At 40.0% G+C, this 12,345-nt stretch carries 8 protein-coding genes; 6 read left to right on the top strand and 2 right to left on the bottom strand.

What is annotated here, in order from left to right; translation table 11 throughout:
- Positions 1-160 precede the first annotated feature (160 nt).
- Both CRI9333_RS08160 and CRI9333_RS08155 read left to right on the top strand, forming a co-directional pair.
- On the top strand, positions 161-436 hold the full coding sequence (locus CRI9333_RS08160; RefSeq protein ID WP_015202690.1) for a MoaD/ThiS family protein: 276 nt from the start codon (positions 161-163) through the stop codon (positions 434-436).
- Between the two features lie 100 nt (positions 437-536).
- Entirely contained in the window at positions 537-1,322 is a 786-nt protein-coding gene (locus tag CRI9333_RS08155) for a DUF2996 domain-containing protein (RefSeq protein ID WP_015202689.1), read from the top strand.
- Positions 1,323-1,420: 98 nt separating this feature from the next.
- On the opposite strand, the gene CRI9333_RS08150 is transcribed toward CRI9333_RS08155, so the two are convergent.
- Positions 1,421-1,948 (bottom strand): TM2 domain-containing protein, encoded by a 528-nt coding sequence (locus CRI9333_RS08150; protein WP_015202688.1) that lies wholly within the window; start codon positions 1,946-1,948, stop codon positions 1,421-1,423.
- A gap of 196 nt (positions 1,949-2,144) precedes the next feature.
- On the opposite strand from CRI9333_RS08150, the gene CRI9333_RS08145 reads away from it, so the two are divergent.
- From CRI9333_RS08145 to CRI9333_RS08130, 4 genes are all read left to right on the top strand, one after another.
- Entirely contained in the window at positions 2,145-4,628 is a 2,484-nt protein-coding gene (locus tag CRI9333_RS08145) for a hybrid sensor histidine kinase/response regulator (protein ID WP_015202687.1), read from the top strand.
- Between the two features lie 373 nt (positions 4,629-5,001).
- Positions 5,002-6,078, top strand: coding sequence for a magnesium-protoporphyrin IX monomethyl ester (oxidative) cyclase (gene acsF, locus CRI9333_RS08140; RefSeq protein ID WP_015202686.1), 1,077 nt, complete (start codon positions 5,002-5,004; stop codon positions 6,076-6,078).
- A gap of 298 nt (positions 6,079-6,376) precedes the next feature.
- Entirely contained in the window at positions 6,377-7,105 is a 729-nt protein-coding gene (locus CRI9333_RS08135) for a hypothetical protein (RefSeq protein WP_015202685.1), read from the top strand.
- A 290-nt stretch (positions 7,106-7,395) separates the two neighbouring features.
- The gene (locus CRI9333_RS08130) at positions 7,396-9,222 is read left to right on the top strand and encodes an ArnT family glycosyltransferase (protein WP_015202684.1); all 1,827 of its coding nucleotides are present in this window, start codon (positions 7,396-7,398) and stop codon (positions 9,220-9,222) included.
- Here CRI9333_RS08130 and CRI9333_RS08125 read toward each other — a convergent pair.
- Positions 9,219-12,197: an ATP-binding response regulator gene (locus tag CRI9333_RS08125; RefSeq protein WP_015202683.1), complete on the bottom strand. Its 2,979-nt coding sequence runs from the start codon at positions 12,195-12,197 to the stop codon at positions 9,219-9,221. The two genes, CRI9333_RS08130 and CRI9333_RS08125, sit on opposite strands and share 4 nt — an antisense overlap.
- Positions 12,198-12,345: the final 148 nt, after the last annotated feature.

Raw genomic sequence — 12,345 nt, 5'->3', positions numbered from 1 at the left:
TGGAATAGAACCTAACCTAAACATAGTTAACGGTGAAAGAATGCCTGTTATAGGCAGCTTTCATCTGCGGTCTAAAATATCTAAAATTAACTTTTAGGATAGGTTCTAGTTACCAATTTCCGATTGCCAAATACTAATCACGACTTCTAATTTTCTAAATATGTCCGTCAAAGTTTTAATTCCTACCGCTCTGCAAAAATTTGCTAACGATCAAGCTACTCTTGAATGTACAGGCAGTAACATTTCGGAACTTCTCGAATCTTTAGAGCAAAACTGTCCTGGTATCAAAGCACGTCTTTGTGATGAAAAAGGCGAGCCGCGTCGATTTTTGAATTTATATGTCAACGACGAAGACATCCGCTTTTTAGACGGTACAAAGACATCGTTGAATGATGGCGATCAAGTTAGTATCGTTCCAGCAGTCGCTGGTGGTTGATTCAAGCTACGATTGGGAGTGAAAAGTAAACAGTAGACAGTAAATTTTTAACTGAAAACTGTTTTTTGCGTGTAATCCTCAGTAAGGAATTGCTTAAACAATGGCAGAAGAAACTAACCATAATGCTGCCGGAGAGGTAGCCCCAAGTACTGTTGACCAGCAGGCTCCCAGTGTTTCTGAAGAACACGCTCCTAGTACCAGTTCAGATCAGGCGACAGATATCCCCTCAGCCAATGCGCCTGATCCCACAACAGTTAATCCCGATGTAAATCCTAATGCTGCGGGAGAAAAACCGACGACGGAAGCTCAAGTGTCGGAAAATAGTTCTCAAACCGCAGTAGATCAACCTGCGGTGTCTGCTAATACAGAAGAGAAACCTGCTGCTAAAAAGGCTGCTAAAGCTAAGGGTGATGAAGCTACAGCAGACGGTGAAAAGCCTGCGGCTAAAAAAGCGGCAGCCGCTAAGGGTGACGAAGCACCAGCTAAAGCAGCTAAGAAAGAGAAAGCCCCAGCAGTTGAAGATAAGCCTTTTGCTGAGTTTATTCAGCAACACTACTTGCCAGCTTTAACAACATCATTAGCAAGCCAAGGTGTTGAGGATCTAGAGTTAAAATTTGAGCAGCAAAAGATTCCTATTACTGGGTATCAGCAAGAACCTCAATGTTGGCAAGTTCTTGGAAATTGGAACGGTGGTTTACGCCAATTTAGGGTCTATTTCTTAGAAGAAAATATTCAAGGAAGAAGAGCTTTTTCATACGCCGAAAATCGAGGTAAGCCTAGCACACTTGAGCCATTCTTAATTGATGAGCGCAAAGTAACACTAGATTTGATGGTTTTTGGTGTAATTCAAAGGTTGAATGCTCAAAAGTGGCTGGTAAGAAATTAGTTAGTTACTGTTAAGTAGGAAAAAAGAACCCCACCCCCAACCCCTCTCCGAATTTCGGGGAGGGGAGTTCTATTTTATGTTGAATTATATTAATTTGCTTAAAGTTCAATGAAATCATAAAGGACAACACCTGTTACTGGGTGGTTGTCTATGCAGACGTATCCACTTTTAAGCATTTCCTTTAAGGTTGCTTCTACTTGAGTAAAGCTAGCCCCTGTATCCATCACGGCTTGAGTAACTGAAAGCTTACCACCTCTAGTTGCTGCGGCTTTCAGAAGTTTTACCATTAATTGCTCATGGGTTGGTAAGGGTTGAGTCAGTGCGATCGCACTTTGAGGAAGCGGTACGCCATTTGGGGACAAACCAAATTGCATACTTGCTTTGAGATTGTGTTCTTCAACCAAACCACGCATGACAAATAAATCTATAAATTGTCCAATGCCAAGTAAACCAAAAGTACACAGCCATAAAAACCCTGTAATATACTTTTTGTTATAAAAACGGTGTAAGCCGTGTAGTTGTAACAAACAGCCGAGCCACAGTAAATAGCTAGTGTCTACATTATTCATATTTAACTGAGTTAATGTAGAATTGCCTTCAGAGATAGTAGATATATCCTTATTCATAGTTCATTGCCATTGTTGCCTTGTCTTTCTTGACCAGTAGGTGATGTGTTGGGCTGGAAGTTGGTTAAAAGCTATATATTTATGATCTTAAATAGTCTGCTGAGGTGCGATCGCATTACTTAATCTAAAATTGGTTTAACTAAAATAAATTTTTAATATTAAAGCTACTGGTCTAATTTACAATAGTTGGTTCAACATGGCAGAAATCCCCTATTTAGTCTGCTTTGCACTTGTGGTGTTAAGTGCTTTGGGTATTTTAATCAGTAGACAACAACAGACAGCTGTACGCCAAAATGAACAAACTCAGCAGGAATTAGAAAGGCTTGTAGAGGAACGTAGTGCTGAACTTGAGAGTAAGCGAGCAGAGTTAGAAAACTCTCAACTAATGCGAGCGCAAGCAATATCTGTTATAGCAGAAACCGCAGAGCAAAGTTCAGCTTTTTTGTCAGAGGTAAGCGCGGTTTTGGCTTCTTCTCTTGACTACGACACGACGTTAAATAGTGTGGCGCAACTCGTAGTACCTTTTTTGGCTGATTGGTGTGCAATTGATATTTATGATCAAGCTAGACACTCTATCCGTCGGGTAGCTGTAGCTCATCCAGATCCATCAAAAATAGAATTAGCTTGGCAACTAAATCAACGTTACCCGGAAGATCCTAATGCAGATCGTGGTGTACCGAAGGTGTTACGAACTGGTGAGCCGGAGATCGGATCGGAAATTCCTGACGCTAGTTTAGTGGAGGCGGCTAAAGATGCGGAACATTTGCGGATTCTGCGTGAGTTAGGTTTGAAATCATATATTATTGTGCCGTTAATTGCGCGTGGGCGATCGCTTGGTGTAATCTCCTTAGTTACAGCCGAATCAGATCGTCGCTACACTTCTAATGATCTGTCTTTAGCTGAAGAATTAGCCCGTCGTGCAGCTTTAGCAGTTGATAACTCAAGGCTTTATACTGAAGCGAAACTTGCTCGACAAGCTGCGGAAATAGCAGCAGATCGCACGGCGCGGTTGCAAAAAGTTACTGCTGCACTCTCAGAATCTCTTACCCCTTCCCAAGTTGCTGAAGTAATTGTAGAGCAGGGAATGGCAGCTTTTGGTGCTAACAGTGCGTTAGTAGTACTGCTAACTCCAGATGGTACGCAACTAGAAATAATTCGTGCAGTTGGCTATAAGCCAGAGTTGCTAGAAGCTTGGCGCTATTTTTCGATACATGAACCTTACCCGCTATCAGAAGCGGTACGAACAGGAATTGCTGTGTGGGCAGAGTGTAAGGCTGAAAGAATTGCCCAATATCCGCATTTAGCTGAAATTTATGCCCATTATGAGCATGAATCGTGGGTTTCGATGCCACTAATTGTAGAAGGAAAAGCAATTGGTGGGGTGACTTTGAACTTTAGGGAACCGCAGAAATTTACCGCAGAAGACCGGATATTTATGCTGACTTTAGCGCAGCAGTGCGCTCAGGCGATCGCTCGTGCTTATTTATATGAAGCAGAAAAGGCTGCACGTAGTACTGCTGAAACAGCTAGTCGTATGAAGGATGAGTTTTTAGCTGTGCTATCTCACGAACTCCGCACACCACTTAATTCGATGCTTGGTTGGTCTAAGTTACTGCGTAGCCGTAAGTTTGATGAAGCAACAACTGCACGGGCTTTAGAAACAATTGAGCGCAATGCACAGTTACAATCACAATTAATTGAAGATATTTTAGATGTTTCGCGGATTATTAGGGGAAAACTACGTTTAAATATCCGTCCTGTTAATTTGTTACCTGTAATTGAATCTGCAATTGATGCTGTACGTCCAGCAGCGAATGCTAAGGCAATTCAATTAGAATTAGTTCCCAACAGTTCAATCGGCTTAGTATCGGCAGATAGCGATCGCATACAGCAGGTATTATGGAATTTGCTTTCTAATGCGATCAAATTCACACCTGATGGTGGCAAAGTGAAGGTGCAACTAGATAGCACAGACAGCCAAGTTCAAATTCAAGTAGTTGATACAGGTAAAGGTATTAGTCCTGAGTTTTTACCTTATGTGTTTGAGCGTTTTAGCCAAGCTGATAGTACGAGTACTAGATCTTATGGTGGGTTAGGGTTGGGGTTAGCAATTGTGCGTCACTTAGTAGAATTGCACGGTGGAACTGTGAAAGCTGATAGTTTGGGAGAAGGACAAGGAGCAACTTTTACTATATATATTCCGCTTCTGCAAGCAAGTAAGGAAGTAGAGAAGTATCCCAAGAATGCAGAGATACACAGTACAACTTCTTCTGCAATAACTCAGGACAATTCTTTACTATCTGGGTTAACAGTACTGGTAGTTGATGATAGTGCGGATACACTAGCATATCTGACGGCTGCAATAGAACAGTATGGCGCAAAAGTAGAAGCGATCGCATCTGTATCTGAAGCGATTATTGCACTAAAAAATCTCCATCCAGATGTTTTAATTAGTGATATTGGTATGCCCCATCAAGATGGTTATGATTTGATTAAGCAGGTGAGAGCTTTAGAGCAATTAGGACAAATTCCAGCTATGGCGCTAACTGCTTATGCTAGGGAAGAAGACCGCAAACGCGCTTTATCTGCGGGTTTCCAGATGTATATGTCTAAACCAGTTGAGCCAGAGAAGTTAGCTAGTGCGATCGCGCAATTAGCTGGACGTACTATCAAAATTTAATTTCTAATCATTAAATAGCATTTTCTCAATTAATTGCTAACAATTTTAACAGTTAAGTTTTGGATAATTAACCACAGATAAACACAGATAAACACAGATGGTATAATTGGTTTTTACCAAAAGTCTATTGATATAATTTTTAACCTTTAAAATTGCATAGTGCTGATAAGTTTTTGCTCAATTTAAGCAAGTGTAAACTATCAATTGTTTTTACCATATTTTTTTTGTTTCAGCAAGTTTTATAGATAAATTTCACAATATGTAGCAACTCTTAACAAAATTAATAGCTTTGATACCCTCTACCTTGTTAAACTGGAACGCAGCCCGTCCAGTAGCAACGGGAGGCACAGATTTACACGCGAGCCAAAGCACTATGGTAGATTCCCTTAAAAAACCTGCATTTGAAGAGTTAAGACCAGGAATCAAAGTTCCCGCGAAGGACACCATTCTGACCCCTCGGTTCTACACTACCGACTTTGAAGAAATGGCGAAGATGGACATCTCGCCTAATGAGGACGAGTTGAAGGCGATTCTAGAAGAGTTTCGCATTGATTACAACCGTCATCACTTTGTACGGGATGCCGAGTTTGAACAATCCTGGGAACATATTGATGGAGAAACTCGCCGCCTGTTCATTGAGTTTTTAGAGCGTTCCTGTACGGCTGAATTTTCTGGCTTTTTGCTATACAAAGAACTAGGTCGCCGTTTAAAAGATAAAAGCCCAGTTTTGGCAGAATGCTTTAACCTGATGGCTCGTGATGAAGCGCGTCATGCAGGTTTCCTTAATAAAGCACTGTCAGACTTCAGCTTATCGTTAGATTTAGGATTTCTGACTAAGAGTAAAAGTTACACTTTCTTTAAGCCGAAGTTTATCTTCTACGCTACTTACCTGTCTGAGAAGATTGGTTACTGGCGCTACATCACTATTTTTCGTCACTTAGAAGCAAATCCAGAAGATCGGGTTTATCCAATTTTCCGGTTCTTTGAAAACTGGTGTCAGGACGAAAACCGTCACGGTGACTTCTTCGACGCAATCATGCGGGCGCAACCAAATACACTGAATGATTGGAGAGCGAAGTTGTGGAGTCGTTTCTTCCTGTTATCGGTATTTGTGACGATGTATCTTAACGATATTCAGCGTGCAGATTTTTATGCAATTCTTGGTCTGAATGCGCGTGATTATGATATGCACGTGATTAAGAAGACTAACGAAACTGCTGGACGGGTATTCCCTGTAATTTTGGATGTAGAGAATCCAGAATTTTATAATCGCCTAGATGTTTGCGTGAAAAATAATGAAAAGCTGAGTGCGATCGCAAATTCTAATACTCCCAAATTCCTGCAATTCTTCCAAAAACTGCCTCACTACGTTTCTAGTGGCTGGCAATTCTTGCGGTTATATCTAATGAAGCCAATTGATATGACTGCCTTGGAAGGCACAGTACGTTAATTGTTGGTAGTTCCCCTCATTTTAAGTGGTTCTGTATGATGCAGAGCCACTTTCATTTTTTCAGGAATTACGCACGAATTTAGATCCCCCCTAGGGCGTGTTTTCAAATCCTTCGATCCCCCCCTGCCACCCTTAAAAAGGGGGGAGAATCCCATCAAAGTCCCCCTTTTTATAGGCGAAGCCTTCCCGAAGGGTAGGGGGATTTAGGGGGATCTCACCGACAGAAACGGAGGCAATAAAGTAAGCCCTTTACAAAAAAGTTGCCAACTGCTATCAAACTGCAAAATTGTTGCTTACAATGAAATTAAATTTTGGCAAATTAATTATTTATTCTACTAGCTGGATGTTAACAGCTAGTATTAGCATAATTATTAAAACTACACCAGCCTTTAGTCAAACTCAACCAGCAGTAAGTCCTAATAACTCTTCTCAGGACTTAGATTTAAGCCCTGAAGTTATCAACAATAGCCCTGTTTTACAACGCTGGCGCAATAAATTACCAAATCTTTTAGAGGAAATAAAAAACGATCCTAGCTTTAAAACTCGCTTGAGATTGGGCTATTCTCAGTTTCCTTCTACAGGACAAGCAGGGGGGGTAAATGTGGGTGTTGAGGATGTGTTAATTGGTACTTCTGGTTTAACGGTTAGTGGAGATTATCAGGCTGCATTTAATGGTAAACGTACAGCCTATGGTGCAGATTTACGTTACTACGTGCTGCCTTTGGGTAATTATATTAATATTGCACCTGTTGTTGGTTATCGGTATTTAGAAACTGATAGGTATTCTACAGATGGGGTTAATGTTGGCGGAAGAGTACTGTTAGTTTTATCTCGTGGTGGTGCAGCAGATGTTTCTTTAACTCAGAGTTTTGTTTCTCCAGGTAGTAGTGAGGAAGTAGGTTTAACAACGCTTTCTGCGGGATATGCAATTACTCGCAATTTGCGTTTATCTACAGATATTCAAAAGCAGAATGCTAGGGAAAGCAAAGATAGTAGGGTAGGCATAGTGTTGGAGTTTATGCCTTGAAAAGAACTCCACTCCCAGCCCCTCCCCGAATTTCGGAGAGGGGAGTGTCAATTGTAAATTGTTAGTAGAATTAGTACAAATCTTGCCAGTCCCTAGTCATCAGTACCTAATTACCAATCACATTTAGGGAACTGCTTTAATATGTCAGAGTCATCAAAAATAAGTGTGCCATCAGTGCGCTTGTTCCTGATGATGCGATACGTGCCAATTTGAGGTGGCATTTAGCTGATCGCAACAACGCCATGCGATCGCATTTCCAGTTAAATTAAATTACATCTGTTTGAAGTCGCATGAATTTAAAGGTTAAAAGTTGGCTGGAATTGTGGGACAAGCAACCAAACAAAGCTTGGACGCTATCAATTTTGTGGTTGTTGTTAATTAGCTGGATAGCTTTTTTGTGGAATCTGGGCAATACTGGCTTAATTGATGAAACTGAGCCACTGTTTGCGGAAGCTTCTCGGCAGATCACAGTTACAGGCAACTGGATTACACCTTATTTTAATGGTGTGACTCGTTTTGATAAACCAATTTTAATTTATTGGTGTCAGGCGATCGCATATAAGTTAATTGGCGTGAATTCTTGGGCGGTGCGCTTACCTTCTGCACTTGCTGCGATCGCACTCACAGTTTTAGGATTCTATACACTCCGCTATTTCGGCATTCCTAACCCTGGAAAGTTTCAAGAAGCATCTCCAGCAATTATTAAAAAAGACCCCCACATCACCCGCCAGTTATGGTTATCTGCTTCGATAGGCGCAGCAATGATTGCTTTAAATCCAGAAACTATAGCTTGGGGGCGTACAGGTGTATCAGATATGCTCCTGAGTGGATGTACAGGTTCAGCATTATTAGCATTTTTCTTAGGATATGCTCAAGACTCTAAACCGCAGGTACAAGAACGTTGGTATATAGCTTTTTATGTATTAGTTGCACTAGCAGTTTTGACTAAAGGACCAGTAGGAATTGTAGTGCCACTACTAATTATTAGTACATTTCTCTTATATCTCGGTAAATTTAGAGAAGTAATTCAAGAAATGCGACCAGTGCGAGGTTTTTTGCTGTTTGCAGCAATTACTATGCCTTGGTATGTATTAGTATTTTTGGCAAACGGTGAAAATTTTATTAACTCATTTTTTGGCTATCACAATATAGAACGTTTTACAGGTGTAGTAAATGGTCATCGCGCACCCTGGTATTTTTATTTTCTAGTTGTACTTGTGGGGTTTGCGCCTTGGTCGATTTACTTACCAGTTGCGATCGCGCGGCTACGATTTTGGCAACGTAAATCATGGCAACAACAACCCCGCGCCACACATTTAGGTTTATTTGCCTGGTTCTGGTTTGCTGGTATTTTCGCTTTCTTCACCATCGCTATTACCAAATTACCTAGCTATGTTCTACCCTTAATGCCAGCCGCAGCTATCATAGTTGCACTATTCTGGAGCGATCAAATCAATCGAGCATTAGAAGTTAAAGAGCCAAATAAAAAAGCACATTCATCACTTTTATGGAGTGGCGTTTTTAATGTCTTATTCTTATTAATTATTGCAGGTGCAATTTTCTTTCTCCCCCTCTACTTAGGCTATGATCCAGCAGTTCCTAACCTCAGAGAATTATTACAGCAAGCAGGTTTACCTGTAAGTGGTGGCATAATTTGGGCATTGACAGCAGTAGGATTAGCAATAGTACTAATAAAACGCTATTGGCATTTGGTATGGGGAATTAATTTAGTAGGATTTATAGCATTCATTATTTTTGTGATTACACCAGCTTATTTTCTGATGGATCACACCCGTCAACTACCCCTGCGAGAATTAGCTGCCCTATCAAATCAGGTAGAAAAACCAGGGGAAGAATTGATTATGATTGGTTTTAAAAAGCCTAGTCTTGTCTTTTATTCACACCAAAGAGTTAATTATTTTAACGATCCAACTGAAGCAATTGAGTATATTAGAACCAAAGCAACTAATCAGCCTAATTCACCTTCATCCCTAATTATTGCCCAACCAGAATTAATCCAAGAAACAAAATTAAAACCTAATCAATACCAAGATTTAGGCTCATCTGGAGCATATCAACTCATCCGCGTTGATCAACAATTAACAATTAACAATTAACAATTCTGTCCTAATGTTTGATTGATTAACTTTAAAAGCTCAGTCATTGACCGAGAATCTACCCGCATAATTTTACTAGCTGCTGTCCTTAACACTGCCTCAAATTTAGCCAAAGAATTAGTAGTTTTAGAAAGATTGGTTTGCTTACCTTTACGGTTATCTAAGACTAAAATTGGTGGTGTTTGTGGCTGCTGTAATAGGGATGCGATCGCATTAACAAATTCTGGCTCAGGCTCGATGTCTGCTAAAGAAATTAACAGTAAATCAAATTTTTGATTGTGAACATGACGAGCTACATCTGTCCACGAAGGCGGAACTATAGTTCTAAAGCCTGCTGTTTTTAAATATTGATTTAGTGCTTGTAGTCCTTCAAGAGAATTTTTATTAGTAAATTCCTGATTTTCAGCTACACGCAAATTTGATAATTTTGCCGTATCTACTACTACAATGCTTGGTTGATAACCCATCCCTGCGGCGACTTGAATCACCCGTAATAAAGCAGTTTGTTCGCGTAGCGACTCCGTAGGAGTATTATGATTGTTTGCTGGTGCTAAACATGGAAAAACTGTCAATCCAGGAACTTGATTTGCTGCCTCAGTTGTCTGATGATCTATCGTAATTAAAGGTAAAGAAGCAATACTTGTATACTGGCTTAGTTGTTGCAAATAACTAAGCGGATCACTTAAACCAGTACTATTAAGTAATACAACGTTAGGATGCCAAACACGAGCAATTAATTCTGCCTGCTCTAAATCATCAGCTTCTAAAACTCTGTAATTTAGTTCTAACTTATGATTAATAAGATTTAAGTTATCAATTAAATTAAGTTCTAAATCTTCAGTCTGCGACTCTGACGTTAAGTGCAGGACTACTATAAAATCGCGATCGCTTGATTTCTCTGGGCTTAAACCAATTAAACTTTGCTTTAATGCCGACGTTTCTATTGGTATACTTAAAAAATCAGCAGCAAGATTTTCTAAAGCAGTTTCCTTGTCTGCTCTAGAAGCAGTTACAACTACTGGAATATGCTTAGTTTGCTCATCTGACTTTAACAAAGTTAAAACATCCCACCCCGAAAGCATCGGTAACACTGGATTGAGCAACACAGCACACGGTTGCAACGTTCTAGCTTTTTCAATTGCCTCCGTACCTGAGCGCCCAATTACCACCCGATATCCCAAACTTGTGAGTTTTTCATTCAAATCCTCAATATAATTCGGCACATTTTCAACAATCAAAACTAAGCGATTGCTGTTACTCCTACTAACTTGACTGTTATCTTGATACTCAATCAAAAATTCAGCCGAAGATTGTGGGGGAAGAGGAGGCAGTAATAAAGTAAACTGGCTACCTTGACCTAATTTTGAAATAAAAGAAATATCTCCACCGTGCAGACGTGCCAAACGTTGAGTTAAAACTAACCCTAAACCAGTTCCATCAAATCTGCGGGTAAGGGGATTTTCTAGTTGTTGGAATTTATGAAAAATCAAATGCTGCTTTTCTGGTGGAATCCCAATGCCAGTATCCCAAACTGTCAAAGAAATCCAACCTTCCCAAGCACAAACATTTAAACCTATTTCACCTTTTCCCTCGGTAAATTTCAGGGCGTTACTGAGTAAGTGAAACAGCATTTGGCGTAGCCGTAATTGGTCTGCAACCAGCATTTCTAAACCTGGTTCAATTTGCAGAGTAAATTTGACTTCGGAATCGGATTTTTCTTGATTATTTTTAACTGATTGGAGTTGCTCTGCTTGTAGATATGCGCGATCGCAAACTGTAGCAATATTAACTGGTGCTAACGTCAGTTCTAGCTGACCAGTTTCGATCAGAGTTAAATCTAATATATCATTTACTAATACCATCAACTGTTTTCCGCTTTGATGGATTAAATTAGCATAGCGAAATTGGCGTTCATTCAGTTCTCCTAGTACCTGCTCTTTCAACAAACTAGATAAACCTAAAACAGCCGTTAACGGCGTTTTTAGTTCATGGCTAATACAAGCTAAAAATTCATCTTTAAAGCGGTTTAGTTGTACTAAGTCAGCATTTTTTGCCACTAATTCTTTTGCAACTTGTTGTTTTTCTGTGACATCGGTAGCTAGTACTAGCCAGAGATCAGGAGAATAGGAAAAGTAATTACTAGCAAATTGCTCACCACTAACTTGTTTACTCAAGTGGATTTTTACAAATTCCCAAATCCGCGCATCTTGCTGATTAATTTGACTAAAATTCTCCGTTGTTTTGATGGATTCAACTTCTAATAAAGTTTCACGCCAAGCTGTATTTTTGCTAATTACTTGCCCACTGCCTGTTTGCAACATCATTGGTAACGGCAGTTGTTCCAGCAGTTGTTCCAAGGGATTAATAATTTTTGACTGCGGCTGTTGACTAGAATTGCTGAATGTAGTACTTATTTGGAAAAACTCAGATGAATTGTTGATTAGTGGTGCTAAATATTTTAACAGCCGCCAACTATCCAAAAGTCCTATACACAAACCATCGCCATCTACAATAACCCAGTGCTGATTTAATCCTGAGTCTTCTTGGTTTTGTAGCTGCTGCCAAAATTCATTCCAACTATTATCAGCACTTATAATCTCTACAGGTTCAATTAGTCTACTAAAATCAGCAAGTTGTGCCGCTGGATGCTGAGTTTTTTCTAAAAAATTAACTTTGGTGCGATCGCCTAAATAATTTCCTTGATTAAATAATATATTACAACGATCGCCCCGCTCTGTCTGATCGTCAATAACTGCTGTAGATACTCTCGTTTGCTCGTTGATGTTGCCAAGTACATAAGGCATCAACCGCCGGAAGTTTACCACTCCTACAGGATATTGTTGTTCATTAACGACTACAATGCGATCGCATTCGCAAGAACTGAAAAGTTCAATCACCACATCCAATGGCGCAGTCTGTAGACAAACACGCGCTGGCTGTAGAAACTCTTTTAAACTAGGCGTTGGTATTAACATTAAGCGGTTGTGGGAAAGCGCGTTTTCTGTTTTAGGGGGAGAGGAGGGAGGAGGGAGGAGGGAGGAGAAGTTAATTATTACTTACAAACAGCGATCGCCCTATATCATGTAATTACAATTAATTCCAATTGCCACAATCATTAAATTA

This window comes from Crinalium epipsammum PCC 9333 (assembly GCF_000317495.1).
Classification (GTDB): Bacteria; Cyanobacteriota; Cyanobacteriia; order Cyanobacteriales; family PCC-9333; genus Crinalium; species Crinalium epipsammum.
This window is presented reverse-complemented; position numbering and strand designations above follow the sequence as displayed.

Coding starts and splice junctions, on each gene's coding strand:
- CRI9333_RS08135 (WP_015202685.1), top strand. CDS start 6,377: ATGAAATTAAATTTTGGCAAATTAATTATTTATTCTACTAGCTGGATG.
- CRI9333_RS08125 (WP_015202683.1), bottom strand. CDS start 12,197: ATGTTAATACCAACGCCTAGTTTAAAAGAGTTTCTACAGCCAGCGCGT.
- CRI9333_RS08130 (WP_015202684.1), top strand. CDS start 7,396: ATGAATTTAAAGGTTAAAAGTTGGCTGGAATTGTGGGACAAGCAACCA.
- CRI9333_RS08155 (WP_015202689.1), top strand. CDS start 537: ATGGCAGAAGAAACTAACCATAATGCTGCCGGAGAGGTAGCCCCAAGT.
- CRI9333_RS08150 (WP_015202688.1), bottom strand. CDS start 1,948: ATGAATAAGGATATATCTACTATCTCTGAAGGCAATTCTACATTAACT.
- CRI9333_RS08160 (WP_015202690.1), top strand. CDS start 161: ATGTCCGTCAAAGTTTTAATTCCTACCGCTCTGCAAAAATTTGCTAAC.
- acsF (WP_015202686.1), top strand. CDS start 5,002: ATGGTAGATTCCCTTAAAAAACCTGCATTTGAAGAGTTAAGACCAGGA.
- CRI9333_RS08145 (WP_015202687.1), top strand. CDS start 2,145: ATGGCAGAAATCCCCTATTTAGTCTGCTTTGCACTTGTGGTGTTAAGT.